This is a genomic window from Phenylobacterium sp. J367, from assembly GCF_024699985.1.
Taxonomy (GTDB): Bacteria; Pseudomonadota; Alphaproteobacteria; order Caulobacterales; family Caulobacteraceae; genus Phenylobacterium.
Map to the genome: position 1 here is coordinate 3,275,827 of NZ_JAJONA010000001.1, position 18,517 is coordinate 3,294,343.

Here is an 18,517-nt window from a genome sequence, read left to right on the forward strand (position 1 = left end):
CTCTCGGAGGAAACCGGGAGATCTCTAGTTGGATAAGTCGTACGTCTTGATGGTGATGGCGGCGGGGGCCGTAATCTCGCTTTGCCTAGCAGCGGCTTTGGTGTTGCTCCTGGTGCGCAAGGGGTCGGGCCTCGGGCCAGAGCTTGCCGCGGAAAAGGCGCGGGTCGAGGCGGAGCTCGCCGTCTTCAAGGAGCGGGCTGCTCGCGCAGAGAGTTTGGAGGCAGACCTCAGCGAGGTACGAGCCGCTCGGGAAAAGGCAGATCAGGAGGTCTCCGCCCTTAGGGAGGCGAAGTCGCGGCTGGAAGCCGATGAAGTGAAATCGGCGGCTGAAATCGAGCGCCTTCGGAAGGCATTGGACGAGGAAGCCGGCCAGCTGAGTGCGCTGAAGGCTGAACTCGCGGCGCTCCGGGAGACCCTACAGCAGGAACGCCGCCAAGCCGACGACAAGCTGAAAATCCTTCTCGAGGCCAAAGAGACGATGACGAGGGAGTTTCAGGTGCTGGCCAACGACGTGATGGGCAAGCACGGCGAGAGCTTCACCAAGCAGAACAAGGAGCAGCTCGACGTGCTGCTCACGCCGCTCCGCGACAAGCTCAAGGAGTTCCAGGAAGGGCTGCAGAAGGCGCACGAGGATACGGGTAAGGAGCGCGCGACACTCGCTGAGCAGATCCGGGGACTGTCGGAGCAGAGCGCCCGCATGAGCACTGAAACGGTCAATCTCACCCGGGCCCTCAAGGGCAGCGCCCAGATGCAGGGTGCGTGGGGAGAGATGATCCTGGAGACGCTCCTCGAGAAATCCGGGCTGCGGGAAGGCGAGGAGTATGTCCGCCAAGCCAGTCACAGCACAGAGGAGGGGGCGCGGCTTCGGACGGACGTGATCGTCCACCTCCCGGGCGGTCAGCACGTCATTATCGACTCCAAGGTGTCGACCGTGGCCTTCGAGGCCTATGTCAATGCCGAGGCCGAGGAGGAGCGCGCCCTACACCTGGAGGGGCACCTCGCCTCGATGCGCGCTCACATCAAAGGGCTCGCTGCGAAGGAGTACCACTCGACGACCGGAGGGCTGGACTACGTGATCATGTTCGTGCCCATCGAAGGCGCCCTGGCTGCGGCGCTTCAGAAGGATCCGAACATCACCAGCTACGCCGTGCAGAACAACGTCGCGATCGCCACGCCCACGACCCTGATGATTGCCCTGCGGACGATCGAGAACGTCTGGAAGGTCGAGCGCCGCAACCAGAACGCGGAAGCGATCGCCGATCGAGCCGGCCACCTCTACGGGAAGTTCGTCGGCTTCGTCGAGGACATGCAATCGCTGGGGCGGCGCCTCAACCAAGCCCAAGCCTCTTACACGGGCGCGATGGGCAAGCTTCAGACCGGGCCGGGTAATCTCGTCGGTCAGGCAGAGAAGCTGAAAGAGCTGGGCGCCAAGACGACCAAGGCATTGCCGAAGGGCCTGTTGATCGACGAGGGACTGAGCGAACTGAGCAGTGGCCACCCCGACTTGGCGCTACTCGCGCCAGAAGGAGAGGCAACAGCCTGAGCTATCGCCTCTCCCGAACCGCGCGAGATCGCTGGATAAATCTCGGAGCGCCTTAATGGCTCGGTGTCTCCGCGATAAAAGCGCGGAGCAGCCGAGTCCCGCGTTCGAGTTCATATCCGTCGCTCCACGCCTCGATGAGGTTATCCAGATCGAGGTCGTCGCGTGTTTCTCCAGCGCCCACTCCGAACCAGAGCTCTAGTTCGTCCGGCGTGTCGTCTTCCCGGGTTGTCGGATGGCTCCAGATGCAATCAGTCAGCCTGACTCGGATGTGACTGCCCATCAGCCCTCCACCAGTACGAGGAGGTCGCGGTCGCTCTCAGCCCAGGGCTGCTCAGTGATGATGTAGCCGATCGCGTCGAACCGGTGTCGACCAGGCATGATGGCGCCCCATGCGTCGGGCCAGTCGATCTCCGTCCAAATGTGGTTCTCGCCCGCGGCCTCCAGTGCCGCTGCATCGGAAGCCTCGAACGGATCGTAGATCAGGCTTTCGGTGTCGGGGTTAGTTAGTGGTCTGTATGTAACGGTCCACCCGTCCTCAGAGATCAGTCGCTTCGGCCATTCAATGAAAGCTGCATGTTGTTCGACCTCTCGCATGACGTCGTGTGCGTCTTCGTGAGGGCGGATTGCGGTCGTGAATGCCATTTCTCTGGCTCCCTTTCTGGAAACTGCTTTCTGCAGTCCTCACAGGGTGCCGAATTCCGCATTCGCGAGTCGATATATTTCGAACCGAAATCGCCACTTCCTTGCCGATGGCCTCGCACGCCATCCAATCGCCAGCCCACCGGATGTCTTCGGCGGCGAACCTGCGCTCCGCTTGGTTCACCGGCTTCGCTCAGCTCGCTCCCTCTGCTTGAGCTCAACCGCTTCGCTGACGTTGTCGGAGTCGGCATGTGGTCCGTACATTCCCGCCATTGCCGGACTTCGCGTGGCCACATCCGTGGTGCGCCGGGCAGATCATCTGCCTCGCTTGACTCGTTTCGGCGGTGAGGCATACCCGGGTTCAAGAGCTTGTCTGGCACAGAGCCGGACCATAGCGAACCCGGTCAGAAGATCTGGCCGAGTAGAGCTCCTGAAACATTGGCTCGCGAGATCACAGAGTCTCGCGTTCAGGAGAATTTGCGTGTCAAACATCGTTGTCATTACCAATGAAGTCGAGGCTGCCCTCTATGGCGCGGTGTTTGATTTCGAACTCGGACGCGGCGAAGCGGTTGATATCCACGATGCTCTAGTGCGGTCTGAGGTCGCCCACCTAGCGCCCAGAAGGAAGCCCAAGGGGCGCCCGGGGGTGCTTAGGGTCGCATCGGCGCTGCAGGCCAAGGGGGTCTGTCAGGTAGATCTCGCTCGTCCTGCAAGGATGTGGAGAACACCGCTGGAGTATACCTTCGAGAGCTTCGGGGCGGCGGTTCCTTTCGACGAGATTTGCGGTCGCTTTGAACAGGATGAGCGTGGCGCAGTGCAACTCATCCAAGGCGCGGAGCGGTACGACGGCACGACCACGCTGAGCATCGCCAGCTTTGAGAGTCACTACGCGGCAACGGAATTCAGGCTGAGATTTTCAGATTACTTCAGAACTGCTGATGGGCTGAAGAAGAGGTAGGCTTAGGAGGCGGATTGAAGGGGTCCGCCTGTTCGCGATCTCTCGGCGAACGAGGTTTGCCATCCGTAAGCCCGGCGGGCGCCGTCGCAATCGGCCAAGGGCTGACTGGTGATAATGTGGCTGTCGCGCTTGGCACCAATGCACCACGGCGGTGACGGGCTTGCGTGCTCATGGCTCCATGCACAGCTGCACAGCCAATCAGATGCCTTCGGCGGCGAACCTGCGCTACGCTTGGTTCACCGGCTTCGCTCAGCCCGCTCGCTGCCGCTCGCTCTGCTCGAGCTCAGCATGTGTACTCCAGACCTCATCGCTCTTCGTGTAAGCCATCGAAACGGTTCTTCTGATCAGCACCATGCAGGAGTGAACGCCTTCTTTCCCCCTGCCTGACCACGCAGTTCTCGCGCAGCCAGGCAGGGGGAAGATCAGCTCACCATGCATCGGTCAGCCTTCTGAAGAGCAACGTAGCCATGCTTCCATGGCGCAGGCGGTTTCCCTGTCTCCTGCTGTAGCTGCCTCCTCCCAACTCCGCATCACCAGGTCGAGCGACAGTTAGGGTCAGGGGTAGCTCGGGCACGCCACGCACTCGTGGTCCGCTCGCCCATTGAAGGGCCGCCGCGATCGTAACGTAACCGCATGCTGTCGAGGTATGCGTTCAGAGTTGAAACGGTTATCCGGGATCGAGTCCCGGAAGCACGCGCAGTCGGCATTCAGCTACCGCTGCGCGCCGATGGTTGCTGAAGTCATCACAGCAGAGCCATCGTCTTTTTGCTTGCCTTCTGCCCGTGGGCAATCCGAGGGGCCGTCCTTCAGCGTGCGTGCGCCTATCTCCGCCTCTTAGGCCGCTCTGCCCGAGGTGCTGGTCATGTTCCCAGCCACTCTTGTCCGGTGGGGTCACCGTAAACTCACACCCCTGAGCGATATGCAGTATTTAGCTCAGACTTGGCGTCCGAAGAGGCCCATCATAAGGGATTGGGCGGTCCACGGCCAAAATAGATGTGCGAGCGAAAAGAGAAACTTCTATTTCGACTTCTGGGGGGTGGATTCGCGATCCTGTTACAAGGCCGATGATGGCCACACAACAGGAGTGAACATGCAGAACAACCACGAAGACGAGGTTGCCCTGAACAAGATCTATCAGGCCGCCGCACAGACGTTTCTCGTCCACGGAGCAATCGACCCGCCGTTCGTCGAGATCCATACGAAGGGCACAGTTATCACTGTTCAGTCACCGCTCATCCGGTCCGACGGTGACAAGGTGGTCTTCGCCAACCTTGTGAGGTCGTACGCGATCGTGACGCAGGCGGATCGGGTCGCGGTGGCGATGGAAGCCTGGAGCGCGCCCACGAACCCCAGCATCCGGCCGAGCAGCCATCCTGAACGTCAGGAGGGTGTGGCCCTGATCTGCGAGAGCTTCAGCGGCCGCTACTCGGCATGGGCGCCCATTAGCCGGCGAACGTTTCCTCATCTCGGCAAGCTGCAGGTGATGGACTTCAGGCCTGTCGCGCCCGGCGGATTCGTTTTCCATCCTGGTGCTCAAGTCGACGAAGAGCAGGTCACGAGTGCGCTCGCCCTCTTACACTTCTTCGGCCACCTCGACCTCAACGCGGCCGCGCGCAAGAGCGACGAGAGCGGGCGTCATTTGCTGCGCCTCCGCCGCGCTGCTTAGAGGTTGGAAGTTCCGGTCGCCGTGAAGGTGACCGGAGCTGACTCTTCTCTGACCTTTGAAAGTCCGCTGTCTGACTACGGGCAGCTTTGCGGTAAAGGCAGCCCGCTTACACCCGTAGATGGCCGTCCGAAGGACCGCGCGCAGTCCTCGCTGTGAAGCGCTCAGCCGATCAAGGTTTCCAGATCAATGAGCGCGGCCTTAGTGGTGAGCACGTTCGCGGCCTCGGCATAGAGGTCAACTTCGGAACCGTCGGCCGAAATCGACAGCACTAGGCCATAGCGTCCGCTGTCGCCGAAGCGGCGTTTGCCGCCGTGGCTCTTCCACCAACCCGGTGCCGGATGAACCGCGATGGCATCGTGGTCGATGAGGTCCGAGGCCTTGCCACGCCAGATGTCACAGTGGAGCGAGCCGGCCGAGACCGCGCCGGGTCCGATGAGCCATTTTGACGTCTGGGTCTTCTTCTTGTCCTCGGCTTCGCCGTCGTCGGCGACGCCTTGGAAATCCTCGTCCTCGTCTTCGTCGAGCATTTCATCTTCCTGCTCGCCGTCGGCCTCAATTTGGCTCAAGCGACTGCGGAAATGCTCTTCGGTCTCGTCTCGCTTTTTCAGGGTAAAGCGCAGTCCAAACGAGCGGTAGGTCTCCGGACGTGTCGCGCCCTTGCCGGTCAGGTTCGGCTCGATAAAGTACGAGAGCGTCACCCGCAGGGTCACGGCCTTGTCGTTCAGGTCGGCCAAGACGGTCTTGGGCCAAGGCAGGTCGTAGAAGTGGATGGCGTTGTAGACCGGCGAACCGCCGTTCGCACCAGCTGCATAGGGCTGGATCTCGGCCTGGGCTATCATCGTGAAGTCGTTTTTGGCCGACGCGATCGCGGCGTGGAGTTGCGGGACACCGAACCCCGCCTGGCGCAGGACGGCACGCCTATCGGCCAGGGCCTTTGATCCGGTCTTCCAGCTTTTGCCCCTGCCGATCAGCCGACGGCGGATGGGTTCAGGCCAGCGGGCGGACTGGACGACTAAGGCTCGGTAGGTCTCGGGCCAGAGACCCGGAAGCGCAGCCTGTAGCTGGCCCACGAAGTGGCCGGCGACCCCTACCGCCGCGCTCGTCGCCCAGAACGGGACCAGCGGTTCGGTGTCGACGGCGTTGCTGGCCGCCAGAAGTGAAAGCGCCGGGTGCCAGTCGCAGAAGCCAAGTGGGTCGACCGCCATATTGCCCGCTTCGAACATCACCTCGGGCTTGATGGGTAGGAGATCGGTGGGCAGGCCTCGGGTGCAGGTGCTGTAGGGACTGACCTCGTTGGCCCCACGAAGCGGAGCCAGGTCTTCGTCGGTGAGTTCGATCTTGGTCGTATATCCGCCGACTGTCAGGGCGTTCCAGGCCTGGGCCGGATCAGTAATCGGCCCGCCTTCGTCCACCACGTTGGCCAAGCCACCGACGACGTTGCCGGCGGCGACGAGCACCAGGCGCTTGGGCGTCTCGGTGGCATCCTTAGCGAACTCTCGCTCTCCGACCATGGAGCCGGCGGCGATCTGGTCGATTGCTCCGCTCAAGAACTGGGCCGACTGGAGTCGGCGTCGGGATGGCAGCTGGCCAAACAGAAAGCCCGATCAGGACTCGGCCGCTCGGTCTCGATGATCCCCACCGCGGACTGGGTAACGACGCCATAGCTGGGGGGTGGCGTCGGGGAAAAGCCCGGAGGCGGCAACAGTTTCACCGACTCGACAGTATGGGTGAGCTCGATCACCCGGCCATCGCTCATCGGATGTTCGAGGTCGCCCAGCAGCGCCAAGCTGGCCACGCTCGTGCCGTGGCCGCCGTGACGGTAGTGGTCTTCGACGCCCCAAGCGGCGTCCACCGCGGTTGCCGCGGCCAGACCATCGACCAGCAAGGGATGGGCGCTAGCGACGCCGGTGTCCATGACGCAGACTGTCGGCGCATCGGAGCGCGCTGGGATGATCCGTCCTGCCAGTTCATCGACGAAGTCGAACTGCGTGACCCGCTCCTCGCCCATTGTCAGGAAGGGCTCGATAGTGCCGAGGCCGGGGCGGACCTCCTCGATGGCGCCGGGGACGCGCGAGGCGAAGGCCAGCACCTGGCGGGCCGCGGCGTAGATGAACACGACCGTCGTGTCGGGGAAGAACAGCTGCTGGGGATGGACTTCGATGCGGGCGTTCTGAGCCGCGCGGATCACCGCCCCAGGCACGCCGTCGAGCTTGCGAATCCACAGCTCCCACCAGCGCGGCGCTTGATCGTCGAAGTCCGTGCCCGCGCTGAACAGCTTTGAGGTCTCGGCCGCGGCGATGCGTTCGATCTTCTCAAATTCGGCAATGTACTTAGGCGGGGTGTTGCGCATGCCGCGCGCGCCGTATTCTTCGAGCCGTCGGGTCAGGCCTTGCCGCGCATCATCGGGCACGAAGACGATCGACTCCTCGGCGCGACCCTCGGTGCGTCGCGAGCTGAGGATGACCACGTCCTGGCCGGGCATTTCGAATGAGAGTGGGATCTTGCTGGGCCCCTTGCGATCGGTGTTAGGCGCCTCAGTCTCCAAGCTCACCAGCACGCCCGGTTTCAGTCCGCTGATGGGCAGCCGGGCGTCGGCGCCGGCAAGGGGCAGGTGTGGCAGCGCGGCGGCCAGTTGCTCGAGCAGCGCGGCACCGTGGGCAACGTTATCCTTGATCGGCTTGATATCCATCTTCCGCTTGGGAGCGGCGAATGCCGCCACGCGGCGCACGCCGTCCAACGTCAGATGTGGAGATTGGTAACCGTCGAAGTCTTGCCCAGCCATTGAGCGTTCCGCACGATTCGGGAGGAACGATCATTGACGGATGCGAAGCTTGGCTCAAGGCGCAGTATGGAAGCGCTCTCGGAACGCTTTGCGGTCACGCAGCATGGCGGCCAGATGGTTGGCCGAAATCTCAGTGTGGCCGTCCGTCAAGATCGCCTCGCGCACGGCCGAGTCCGCGGCGCGCACGATCTCGCCCTGGCTAAGGCCGCCCAGATCCTCACGCAGGCCCCTCAGGGCCTTGGCCGCCAGCTTGAACTTGCTCAGGCGGGTCTTGAGGATCGCGACGCCCTCGTCGGCCGTAGGCAGGCTGTACTCTATGACCTCGTCGAAGCGGCGCGCCAGGGCGTGGTCGAGGACTTCGACGTGATTGGTGGCAGCCACGACAACGCTGTCGGTGCTGTTGGGCTCTTCCATGAAGGAGAGCACGGAATTGAGGATCCGGCGCATCTCGCCCACGTCGTTCGGGTCGCCGCGGCGCGCGCCGACGGCGTCGAACTCGTCGAGCAGATAGACGCCGCGCACGCTTGCGACCTGATCGAACACAAGGCGCAGCTTGCCAGCCGTTTCGCCCATATAGCGGCTAAACACGCTCTCCATTTTAATGGTGAAGAGCGGCAGGCGCAGTTCCGCGGCCAGGGCCGCCGAAGTCATGGTCTTACCGGTGCCGGGAGGGCCGATCAGCAGCAGATGGCTCGCTGGGGTCTGGCCGTGCTCGCGCAGGGTGGCGCGGGCCTCCTGCTGGCGCACGACGCGCGACAGCTTGTCAGCCGTCGCCGGCCCCAGGACCATGGCCGACAGGCGCGTCTTGGGGTAGCTGCTCTCGACGATGGTCTGCAGTTCCCCGCGGGGGCGCGCCATCGGTATCGGAGCAGCCGCCATCGGGGTCGAACGGCGAGCGTCGCGCAGGCGCTGCACGGCCTTCTTCAAGGCGTCGGCGTCCTCAGCGTGGCCCGCCCGCGCTTCGGTGGCAGCGATCGACAGGGCGATCGACATCAGGCGCTCTTCGTCGCCTTCGGCATGGGAGTCCAGAAGCGCGAGAATATGCCGGATCGTCATCGGAGCGCTCCCTTTCTCTGATGCCCGCGCAACGATAGCGCGAGTCCTGGTTAATGCCCGGTGTGGAAATTCCGGCTCGCCTTTAGCCGGAAACATGACCATGAACACAGGAGTAATCCAGTCCTGCGTCAAAAGCGGTCAGCAGGACTTTGCGCTCCCAACGTCTGCTGTTCGCCCACGGGCTATAGCGCTCTGAATGTCCGCTCGTCGGCCGAGTCCCAACTTCGGCTCGTGGCGCTGCCGAGCCAATCAGGCAGGCGCTACCGGCAGTCTCTCGCCGGGGCGCACAAGCGGCAAGCACCCTTGCAATCATGGGGCTGGGTCCGGCACTTCAGGCAACGCCTCGCCGCCGGTCTCTGGCAGGTTCTCGAGTTCCTCTTCCCAGAACACGTCCTTAAACATCAGCCAGCCCGGCTCGCTTATCGCAGTCGCGTTGATCTCCGCGATGTCTTCGGCGCCCAGCCGCGATCGCCGGAGCTTGAACGTCTCTTCCTTGGGGCGAATGGTGTAGAGCTTGATCTGAGACTGGTCGTTCAGCAGCCGCACCATGCTGCTGATCACCGCGTGGTCGCAGCGCAGTCCGAAGTGAATCGCGGTGATCCGAAACGGCAGCTCCTTGACGCCATTGTCGTCACGAACGTCGCGCCACTCCTTCTCGTATTTCCACTCCGAGGACTTCGCGTAGAAATAAGTCTGGAGAACACGATCCCTGGCCGCAGCGTCGTCGGAGCCTTTCCACCGCGCAAGATCGCTCGCTTTAACGGCCCGCGGCGCGCGATAGCTGACGGGCCCGAGGTTCGGATGCTCCTGGTCAGTCGTGTCGTACTCGACGCAGATCCCGCGATGCTCGTCGGCGTAGTGGCTCCACATCAACGCCGAGGACCAGGTGGCGGACAACGATAGGACGCCGCGCTGCGAGAATTCGTCGTCGAGCTCGTCCTTGATGTCACGCGCGAGCATCCGAACGAGGTAGGCCTCGACATCCTTGTCTGTTTCGAAGTCCCCGTACTCGGTCGACATATAGCGAAGGTAGCCCACTCGGTCGGCAGCCTGCTTCTTCTCCAGCCGGCGCAGAAGCATCCGGTACAGGAGCTTCTCCAGGGTCGCTCGACCGACGTCCACGGCAAAAGTCGGGTCGCAGTCCAGCGGGTCGTTGAACGTCTTCGGCCGAGAATAGTGGACCTCGGCCTCGGTCAAGCTACGCAGCGCTCGAACGCCGAAAGCGCGATATTTGTAGAGCTTATTTGGCATCATGCTCCCCCGCGCCAGCCTGCCAACTTCAATCTGAGGGGACAATGCCGAGGACGTAGGGGGCGCGCTCAAGGGCAGCGAACGCACCGCGCGCACCTCTTGCGAGTGACTTTACTGGAAGGGAGCCGACGGCAGCCGATGGCGCATCGCTGCCAGGTTATTGGGGCGGAAACTGGGGCGGCTCCGCTGGCTGAAATTCTAAGTGCCTGAAAGAAATGGTGGATGCGACAGGGATTGAACCTGTGACCCCCTCGGTGTGAACGAGGTGCTCTCCCGCTGAGCTACGCATCCGCCGAAGCGGCCGCCGGGTAGGCGAACCGGGAAGGAGCGGGCGTATAGCCCGAGGCCTTACGCGCCGCAAGGGCCGAGAAGCCGCAAACAGGCGGCCGGCAGCTCATCGAAGTGATCGATAAGGATGTCGGGGGAAAGCTCCGCGGCAGGGATTTCGGTGTAGCCGAAGGAGACGAGGATCAGGCCCGCGCCGGCGGCGCGCCGCGCCGGCGTCGGTCGCGGCGTCGCCCACCAGGATGGTGCGGCCGATGTCGCCGCCGACGGCGTCCACGGCGGCGGTCAGGTGGCGCGGATCGGGCTTGGCGGCGGGGGCCGCGTCGGCGCCCACCACGGCGGCGAAATGCTTCGAGAGGTCGAGCGCGTCCAGTAGCGACATGGACAGGCCGGTGAGCTTGTTCGTGCAGACCGCGAGGCGTGCCCCCGGTCCTGAAGGGCCTCCAGGGCCGGGACCAGGCCGGGGTAGGGCAGGCTCTCGTCGGCGATGTGGGCGTTGTAGCGGTCGATGAAGCGGTCGAAGAGGACGGGCAGCCGGTCGGCCGAGAGGTCCGCCTCGGCGGCCTGGAAACCACGCTGGATCAGCCAGCGCGCGCCCTTGCCGATGAATGGCCGCGCCTCGTCGAGGGGCAGGGGGCGCAAGCCCTCCTCGGCCAACAGCCAGTTGAGCGTGCCAATCAGGTCGGGAGCGGTGTCAACGAGGGTGCCGTCGAGGTCGAAGGCGATGGTCGCGCCGTCGAGCCGGGAACGATCCGGACGTGTTCACGCTTGAGACTCTCCGCTGGCGCCGGCCCGGCATAGCCGCTTCTCGCGCCTCGCGCCAAGGCTTGCTAAGGCTCGCCGGCAAGCCCCGTTTGAGTCCGGTCTGGGAGACGCCCGAAGATGACTGCCCGCGCTGCTGTGATCCTGGCCGCCGGCCAGGGCACGCGCATGAAGTCCCCGATCCCCAAGGTGCTGCACAAGGTGGGCGGGAGAAGCCATCTCGACCGGATGATCGACACCGTGCAGGCCGCCGGCTGCGAGCGGGTGGTGGTTGTGGTCGGGACCCACAGCCCGCCCGTGCGCGAGCTTGTCGAGAAGCGGCTGGGCGCGGCGGCCGTGGCCGTGCAGACCGAGCCGCTGGGGACCGCGCATGCGGTGCTGGCGGCGAAGGACGCGCTGGCGGACTTCGACGGCGACGTGCTGATCACCTACGCCGACGCGCCGCTGCTCTCGGCTGGCGACCTGGAGCCGCTGTTCGCGCTGCGGGAACAGGGCGTCGACCTCGCCATGCTGGCCTTCGAGCCGGTGGACCCGCTCCTCTACGGCCGGGTGATCAAGGGCGCCGACGGCCATGTAATCCGCATCGTCGAGGCGCGCGACGCGACGCCCGAGGAGAAGGCGGTGAAGAGCTGCAACGCCGGCATGATGTGCGCCGACCGGGCGCGGCTGTTCGGCTGGCTGGAGAAGGTCGGCAACCAGAACGTCAAGGGCGAGTACTACCTGACCGACATCGTCGGCATCGCCGTGCACGAGCAGGCGCTCGTCCGGGCGCACACAGCGCCGGAGGCCGCGGTGATGGGCTGTGACACGCCCGCCCAGCTCGCCCAGGCCGAGGGCATCTTCCAGCAGCGCCAGCGACAGCGGTTCCTGGACGAGGGCGTGACCCTGCTGGCGCCCGAGACGGTGCACTTCTCCTGGGACACCGAGATCGCGCCCGGCGCCGTCATCGAGCAGTTCGTGGTGTTCGGGGTGGGCGTGAAGGTCGCCGAGGGCGCGGTCATCCGGGCGTTCAGCCATCTGGAGGGCGCGGTGGTGGGCGAAGGCGCGCTGATCGGTCCCTATGCCCGCCTGAGGCCCGGCGCCGACATCGGCCGGAACGCCCACATCGGCAACTTCGTCGAGGTGAAGAAGGTGAAGGTGGGCGAGGGCGCCAAGGCCAACCACCTGAGCTATCTCGGCGACGGCTCGGTGGGCGCGGGCGCGAACATCGGGGCGGGCACGATTTTCTGCAACTACGACGGTTTCTTCAAATACGAGACGCACGTGGGCGAGGGCGCCTTCATCGGCTCGAACACTGCCCTGGTGGCGCCCGTGACCGTGGGCGCGGGCGGCATGACCGGCTCGGGCTCGGTGATCACCCAGGACGTGCCGCCGGACGCGCTGGCCCTGGAACGCGGCGGCCAGACCAACCGGCCGGGCTGGGCGGCGGAGTTCCGCGCCCGCAAGTCCGCCGAGAAGGCGAAGGCGAAGACGTGAGCGACGCCGACGCCCAGAAGCGGGCCGCAGGCGAGGCGGCCGCGAAGCTCGTCGATAGCGGCATGGTGGTGGGGCTGGGCACCGGCTCCACGGCCGCCTGGTTCGTCCGCGCGCTCGCCGAGCGCAAGCTGGACGTCACCTGCGTGGCGACCTCCGTGCAGACGGAACAACTCGCGGCCGAGCTCGGCCTGAGGCTCGCCCAGCTCGGCGAGACCCGCGAGATCGACCTGACCGTCGACGGCGCGGATGAGATCGGGCCCGGCCTGTCGCTGATCAAAGGCGGCGGCGCGGCCCTGCTGCGCGAGAAGCTGGTCTGGGAAGCCTCCCGGCGCTGCGTGGTGATCGCCGACGCGGCCAAGGTCGTGCCGACGCTCGGCAGGTTCCCGCTGCCGATCGAGGTGGTGGCCTTCGGCCACAAGACGACGGCGGCCCGTATCTGCGATGTGCTCTCGGAGTTCGAGATCGGCATGGCGCCCCGGCTGCGGGCCAAGGACGGCGCCCCTGTGAGAACCGACGGCGGCAACCTTATCTATGACGCAGCCTGTGGGCGGATCGAGGAGCCGGCGGCGCTGGCCGCGGCGCTGAAGAGCATCACCGGGGTCGTCGAGCACGGCCTCTTCCTCGACCTCGCCGAACAGGCCCTGATCGGCGCGCCGGACGGCGTGGCGACGCTCGAGCCGTAAGAAGGAGCGCCTCTTGGCCAAGTACGACTACGACCTCTTTGTCATCGGGGCGGGTTCCGGCGGGGTCCGCGCCGCGCGGCTCGCGTCCATGTCGGGCGCCAAGGTGGCGGTGGCCGAGGAGCACCGTGTCGGCGGCACCTGCGTGATCCGCGGCTGCGTGCCGAAGAAGTTCATGGTCTACGCCTCGGAGTTCTCGCACCAGGTGAAGACCGCCGAAGGCTACGGCTGGAGCGTGGAGAACGCGTCCTTCGACTGGTCGAAGTTCCTGGCCGAGAAGGACAAGGAGATCGCCAGGCTGTCGGGCATCTACGTCCGCAACCTGCAGAACGCCGGCGCGGAGCTGGTCCACACTCGCTGCACCGTGGTCGACGCCCACACGGTCGAGAGCCCGGAGAAGGGCCGCGCCACGGCCGAGGAGGATTCTGATCGCCACGGGCGGCCGGCCCTGGATGCCCAAGGACTTGCCGGGCGTCGAGCACGCCATCACCTCCAACGAGGCCTTCCACCTGAAGAAGCTGCCGAAGCGGATCGTCGTCGCTGGCGGCGGCTATATCGCCATCGAGTTCGCCGGCATCTTCAACGGCTTGGGCGTGGAGACCACCATCGTCCATCGCGGGCCGAACCTGCTGCGCGGCTTCGACGACGACGTGCGCGCCCATATCGCCGAGGAGCTGGAGAAGCGCGGCATCAAGGTGATCCTGGGCGCCCAGCACAAGTCGATCGAGAAGACCGGCTCCGGCTATGTCAGCCACTTCACCAACGGCCACCACTGCGAGAGCGACGAGGTGCTGTTCGCGCTGGGCCGCGAGCCCTACACCGAAGGCCTGGGCCTCGAGAACGCCGGCGTGAAGCTCGCCGAGAACGGCGCGGTGATCGTCGACGAATACTCCAAGACCAATGTCGACTCGATCTGGGCGGTGGGCGACGTCACCGACCGGATCAACCTGACGCCGGTGGCGATCCGCGAGGGCCACGCCTTCGCCGACACCGAGTTCTACGGCCGGCCGACGAAGTTCGACCACGAGATGGTGGCCTCGGCCGTCTTCTCGCAGCCGCCGATCGGCTCCGTTGGGCTCTCCGAGGCCGACGCCCGGCACACCTACGGCAAGGTGGACATCTACCTGGCCCGCCTCCGGCCCATGAAATACGCCTTCACCGGCGCCGATGAGCGCTCGCTGTTGAAGCTCGTGGTGGACCAGGCGACCGATCGGGTCGTGGGCTGCCACGTGGTCGGCCCCGATGCGCCGGAGATGATCCAGATGGCGGCCATCGCCATGAAGATGGGCTCCACCAAGGCCCAGTGGGACCAGACCTGCGCGGTCCATCCGACGCTGGCCGAGGAACTGGTGACGCTGCGCGAGAAGTACATGCCGCCGGGCCTGGGCCAGGCTGCATGACGCGGCCTTCCCGGAGCCCGCCTCGCGCGGGCTCCACAGGCTCGGGGGCGGGCGAGGGCGGGGCGCTGGGCGTCTGGTGCGGGGCGGTGCTGATCTTCGGCGCCGTGGCGACGCCGCTGCTCGCCTGGCTGGCGCAGCTCGGCTTTGCGCCGCTGCTCGCGCTGATGGGTCTGCTCAGCCTGCCGGCGTTGCGGATCCGCAGGGAGGACCGGCCGCTGCTGATCGCCCTCCTCGCCGCGCTCCTCTGGGCCGCGGTCTCGACGCTCTGGAGCCCGCACCGGGTGGAGAGCGCCGAGGACAGCACGGCGCTGAAGCTCGCCCTGCAATTGCCGCTCTACTGGGGCGCCGTCTGCGGCGCGCGGCGCGCCTCGCCGCGCCTTCGGACCATCGCCCTGCAGATCCTCGCCTGGGGCCTGGCGGCGGTCGGTGTGGTCCTCATCGCCGAGGCCTTCACCGGCGCGGCCTTCTACCAGTGGCTTTGGCCGCAGATCGTCGAGCCGATCCGCCCGGACCTGGCGGCCCGCAACCTTGCCCGGACCACCTTCGTCCTGGCCCTGCTCTGGCCGGTGGCGGCGGTGGGCGCCATGCGCGTGAAGGGGATGGGCTGGCTGTGCGCGCCCATGGCTGTGGGCACGGTGGTCGGCGCAATCGCCTTCAACGCCGACGCGCCGGCCATTGCGGTGGCCTTGGCGGTCGTCGTCTTCCTGGCGACGCTGCGCTGGCCGGCCGATGCGCCGAAGACCATCGGCAGCCTGGCCGCCGTGGCCTACATCGTCATGCCGGCCATGGTGGTTGCCGGAAGGCTCGCATCCCAGGCCTTCCACTGGACGCCCAACCTTCCGCTCTCCTGGTCCATGCGGGTCGGTTACTGGACCCACGCTGCCGACTGGATCGGCGATCACCCCCTGCGCGGCTGGGGCCTGGAGGCGAGCCGGGAGTTCAGCCCGGGGATCGTGTTGCATCCCCACAACGGGCCCCTGCAGGCCTGGCTGGAGCTCGGCGCCGTGGGAGCCCTGATGGCGGCAGCGATCTGGTGGCTGGCGCTCAGCCGCCTGAACCGGCCGAAGGCGGACCTCGTCGCCGCAGCGGCGACGGCCTCGGCGGCAGTCTATCTGCTGTTCGGCGGCATCAACTTCGGCCTCTGGCAGGAGTGGTGGCTGGCCTGCGCGGCGCTGGTGGCCGTCATTGCCGCCGCGGCGAAAGGGCAAAACCTTCTTCGCCCATCGACCTGACACCCCATTTAGGGGTAGAACCCGCCCCTTGGCTCCCCCCGGGGAGCAATCTCGCCCAAAAGTACGAAGTCATGACCGAACACTGGACGCCCGCCTCCTGGAGATCGAAGCCCGCCAAGCATATGCCGACGGACTATCCGGACCTCGGCGAGGTGGCGAAGGTCGAACAGACGCTCCGAGGGATGCCGCCGCTGGTGTTTGCCGGCGAGGCCCGTCAGCTGAAGGCCCGCCTGGCAGAGGTGTCGGAAGGCCGCGCCTTCCTGCTGCAGGGCGGCGACTGCGCCGAGAGCTTCAAGGAATTTCACGCGGACAACATCCGCGACACCTTCCGCCTGATCCTGCAGATGGCGGTGGTGCTGACCTTTGCGGGCGGCAAGCCGGTGGTGAAGGTCGGCCGCATGGCCGGCCAGTTCGCGAAGCCGCGCTCGGCCCCGATCGAGACCCAGGGCGATGTGACCCTGCCGTCCTACCGGGGCGACAACATCAACGGCATGGAGTTCACCGAGGAGTCTCGGCGGCCCGATCCGCAACGACTGATCCAGGCCTACTCCCAGTCCGCCTCGACGCTCAATCTGCTGCGGGCCTTCGCGCATGGCGGCTACGCCGACCTGCACAACATCCACCGCTGGACCCTGGGCTTCGTCTCCGACAGCCCGCAGGGCGCGCGTTACCGCGAACTGGCCGACAAGATCAGCGAGAGCCTGACCTTCATGCAGGCGATCGGGGTGACGCCGCAGAGCCACCCGTCCATGCATCAGGTGGACTTCTTCACCAGCCACGAGGCCCTGTTGCTGGGCTTCGAGGAGGCGATGACCCGCGTCGATAGCACCTCGGGCCAGTGGTACGACACGTCCGCGCACCTGGTGTGGATCGGCGAGCGGACCCGGGACCTGGACGGCGCGCACGTGGAGTTCTTCCGCGGGATCAAGAACCCGATCGGGATGAAGTGCGGCCCGACCATGGAGGGCGACGACCTCCTGAAGCTGATCGACGTGCTCAATCCGCAGAACGAGCCGGGCCGCCTGACGCTCTACGGCCGCTTCGGTTACGACAAGATCGAGGACCGGCTCCCGCGCCTGCTGAAGGCCACCAAGGCGGCGGGCCGGAGCGTCGTCTGGGCCATCGACCCGATGCACGGCAACACGCTCACGGCCGCCAACGGCTACAAGACCCGTCCGTTCGACCGGATCCTCTCGGAGGTGAAGTCCTTCGTGGAGATCTGCAAGGCGGAGGGCGTCCACCCGGGCGGCGTGCACCTGGAGATGACCGGCCAGAACGTCACCGAATGCCTGGGCGGCGCCCGGGCGCTTTCGGAGACCGACCTGGGCGATCGCTACCACACGCACTGCGACCCGCGGCTGAACGGCGAACAGGCGCTGGAACTGGCCTTCCTGGTGGCCGAGAAGCTGAAGGAAGACCGTCTCAGCGAGGCGAAGCGGGCGGTGGCCGGCGGCTGACGCCCTATTCCTCCGCTTGCGGATGGGCGTCCAACGGCTAAGCTGGCGTCCGTAAGGTTCGGGGGGATCTCATGAATGTTCGTTTGGCGGGCGCCGTGGCGGCGCTCGGCCTGTCGGCTGTCGCGGCCACGTCCGCCAATGCCGGGGTGTATGGCGACGACTTGTCGAAGTGCCTTGTGGAGTCGGCAGGTCCCAAGGATCAGGCGGTGTTCGTGGCGTGGATGTTCTCCGCCATGTCGCATCATCCCGATGTCGCGAGATATTCCAACCTCACCGATGCTCAGCGGAAGGCCATGGCGGTCGAGGCCGGCAGCCTGATGCAGCGCCTCCTCGTCAAGGATTGCCGTCAGCAGAGCATGAAGGCGCTGAAGTTCGAGGGTGGAGCGGCCCTGCCGGAATCGTTCCGGCTGTTCGGCGAGTTCGCGATGCAGGGGCTGATGAACCATCCGTCGGTTAGCGAAGGCATGGCGAACCTGGAAGGGGGCGTCGACCAGAAGGCGTTCGACGCGCTCTTCGCCGAGGCGGGCGTCAGCGCAAGCCGGTAGGCCGGGGGCCTAGCGTGTCTGGCCCCCCGTCCACGGGGACGACGGCGCCGGTCACGAAGCTCGCCAGCGGGCTGAGGAGGAAGGCGGCCACGGCGCCGATCTCCTCCGGGCGGCCGAAGCGCTTCAGCGGCACCTCGCGGTTGATCCAGCGGGTCCAGGCGTCGGCGCGCGGTCCTTGCGAGCGCTCCTGCCACTCGCCGCCCTCGAAGATGATGTTGCCGGGCGCGATGGCGTTGACGCGGACCCCGCTCGGACCGGCGATCCGGGCCAGCTCCTTGGTCAGGTGGTTCACGCCGGCCTTGGCCGTGCCGTAGGTCAGCGGCGTGCCCAGCGCGCCGAGCCCCGCGATCGAGCTGATCAGCAGGACGGAGCCGTCCTTGCGCGGCGTCATCCGCCGCAACGCCGCGCGCGACAGCCGCCAGGCTGAATCCAGGTTCTGGGTGAAGCCGGCGTCCCAGGTCTCGTCGTCGATCTCGATGCCGGGCGGGCAGGGGTGCAGGCCGACGTTGGCGACGGCGCCGAAGATCGGGCCGAAACTGTCCTCGGCCTTTGCGACCGCGTCCTCGATCACCTTCGTCTCCCGAAGGTCCCCGGAGATCGCCAGCAGGCGGTCGTCGCCATATCGGGCGGCGAGGCGGGCGCGTGTGGCCTCCAGGGCGTCGGCGCCGCGGGCGGTGATAACCAGCTTCGCGCCTTCGGCGAGGCAGGCCTCGACGATGCCTAGCCCGATGCCGCGGCTGGCGCCGGCGACGAAGATTACCTTGCCTTCAAGGTCGAGGTTCATG

Annotated in this window: 14 protein-coding genes, 1 tRNA gene and 2 pseudogenes; 9 read left to right on the plus strand and 8 right to left on the minus strand. The window is 66.0% G+C overall.

Annotation, left to right across the window (positions count from 1 at the left end; all coding sequences use genetic code 11):
• The first annotated feature begins 28 nt into the window (after positions 1-28).
• Positions 29-1,543, plus strand: a complete 1,515-nt coding sequence (gene rmuC, locus LRS04_RS17540; RefSeq protein WP_257817445.1) for a DNA recombination protein RmuC — start codon at positions 29-31, stop codon at positions 1,541-1,543.
• A 279-nt stretch (positions 1,544-1,822) separates the two neighbouring features.
• Here rmuC and LRS04_RS17545 read toward each other — a convergent pair whose 3' ends face one another.
• Positions 1,823-2,137, minus strand: a complete 315-nt coding sequence (locus tag LRS04_RS17545; RefSeq protein ID WP_257817446.1) for a hypothetical protein — start codon at positions 2,135-2,137, stop codon at positions 1,823-1,825.
• A gap of 526 nt (positions 2,138-2,663) precedes the next feature.
• Here LRS04_RS17545 and LRS04_RS17550 point away from each other — a divergent pair.
• Together LRS04_RS17550 and LRS04_RS17555 are read left to right on the plus strand one after the other, a co-directional pair.
• Positions 2,664-3,140 (plus strand): hypothetical protein, encoded by a 477-nt coding sequence (locus LRS04_RS17550; RefSeq protein WP_257817447.1) that lies wholly within the window; start codon positions 2,664-2,666, stop codon positions 3,138-3,140.
• Between the two features lie 1,090 nt (positions 3,141-4,230).
• Complete coding sequence (locus LRS04_RS17555) at positions 4,231-4,806, plus strand: hypothetical protein (protein WP_257817448.1); 576 nt, start codon at positions 4,231-4,233, stop codon at positions 4,804-4,806.
• A gap of 161 nt (positions 4,807-4,967) precedes the next feature.
• On the opposite strand, the gene LRS04_RS17560 is transcribed toward LRS04_RS17555, so the two are convergent.
• The 6 genes and pseudogenes from LRS04_RS17560 to gph form a co-directional block, all read right to left on the minus strand.
• Positions 4,968-6,353, minus strand: coding sequence for a S8 family serine peptidase (locus LRS04_RS17560; RefSeq protein ID WP_257817449.1), 1,386 nt, complete (start codon positions 6,351-6,353; stop codon positions 4,968-4,970).
• On the minus strand, positions 6,350-7,588 hold the full coding sequence (locus LRS04_RS17565; RefSeq protein ID WP_257817450.1) for a S8 family serine peptidase: 1,239 nt from the start codon (positions 7,586-7,588) through the stop codon (positions 6,350-6,352). The genes LRS04_RS17560 and LRS04_RS17565 overlap by 4 nt, the downstream gene beginning before the upstream one ends.
• A 54-nt stretch (positions 7,589-7,642) precedes the next feature.
• On the minus strand, positions 7,643-8,644 hold the full coding sequence (locus tag LRS04_RS17570; RefSeq protein WP_257817451.1) for an ATP-binding protein: 1,002 nt from the start codon (positions 8,642-8,644) through the stop codon (positions 7,643-7,645).
• Positions 8,645-8,953: 309 nt separating this feature from the next.
• Positions 8,954-9,895 (minus strand): DUF2971 domain-containing protein, encoded by a 942-nt coding sequence (locus LRS04_RS17575; protein WP_257817452.1) that lies wholly within the window; start codon positions 9,893-9,895, stop codon positions 8,954-8,956.
• Positions 9,896-10,111: 216 nt separating this feature from the next.
• Positions 10,112-10,186 (minus strand) — tRNA-Val (locus LRS04_RS17580).
• Positions 10,187-10,243: 57 nt separating this feature from the next.
• A pseudogene (gene gph / locus LRS04_RS17585) lies at positions 10,244-10,906 on the minus strand (phosphoglycolate phosphatase).
• Positions 10,907-11,062: 156 nt separating this feature from the next.
• Between gph and glmU the strand changes: the two are divergent.
• The 6 genes and pseudogenes from glmU to LRS04_RS17615 all read left to right on the plus strand — a co-directional run bounded on the left by glmU (position 11,063) and on the right by LRS04_RS17615 (position 17,732).
• Positions 11,063-12,418, plus strand: coding sequence for a bifunctional UDP-N-acetylglucosamine diphosphorylase/glucosamine-1-phosphate N-acetyltransferase GlmU (glmU, locus tag LRS04_RS17590; RefSeq protein WP_257817453.1), 1,356 nt, complete (start codon positions 11,063-11,065; stop codon positions 12,416-12,418).
• A gap of 62 nt (positions 12,419-12,480) precedes the next feature.
• Positions 12,481-13,101 (plus strand): ribose-5-phosphate isomerase RpiA, encoded by a 621-nt coding sequence (gene rpiA, locus LRS04_RS17595; protein ID WP_374577246.1) that lies wholly within the window; start codon positions 12,481-12,483, stop codon positions 13,099-13,101.
• Between the two features lie 13 nt (positions 13,102-13,114).
• Positions 13,115-14,498, plus strand: a pseudogene (gene gor / locus LRS04_RS17600) (glutathione-disulfide reductase).
• Positions 14,495-15,730, plus strand: a complete 1,236-nt coding sequence (locus LRS04_RS17605) for an O-antigen ligase (RefSeq protein ID WP_257817455.1) — start codon at positions 14,495-14,497, stop codon at positions 15,728-15,730. Before gor ends, LRS04_RS17605 begins: the two are co-directional and overlap by 4 nt.
• 71 nt (positions 15,731-15,801) lie before the next feature.
• Positions 15,802-17,187: a class II 3-deoxy-7-phosphoheptulonate synthase gene (locus LRS04_RS17610; protein WP_257817456.1), complete on the plus strand. Its 1,386-nt coding sequence runs from the start codon at positions 15,802-15,804 to the stop codon at positions 17,185-17,187.
• Between the two features lie 95 nt (positions 17,188-17,282).
• Positions 17,283-17,732: a hypothetical protein gene (locus tag LRS04_RS17615; RefSeq protein ID WP_257817457.1), complete on the plus strand. Its 450-nt coding sequence runs from the start codon at positions 17,283-17,285 to the stop codon at positions 17,730-17,732.
• On the opposite strand, the gene LRS04_RS17620 is transcribed toward LRS04_RS17615, so the two are convergent.
• Positions 17,716-18,516 carry an SDR family NAD(P)-dependent oxidoreductase gene (locus LRS04_RS17620; RefSeq protein ID WP_257817458.1) on the minus strand — a complete coding sequence of 267 codons (801 nt, stop codon included), beginning with the start codon at positions 18,514-18,516 and terminating at the stop codon, positions 17,716-17,718. The genes LRS04_RS17615 and LRS04_RS17620 overlap by 17 nt on opposite strands.
• Position 18,517: the final 1 nt, after the last annotated feature.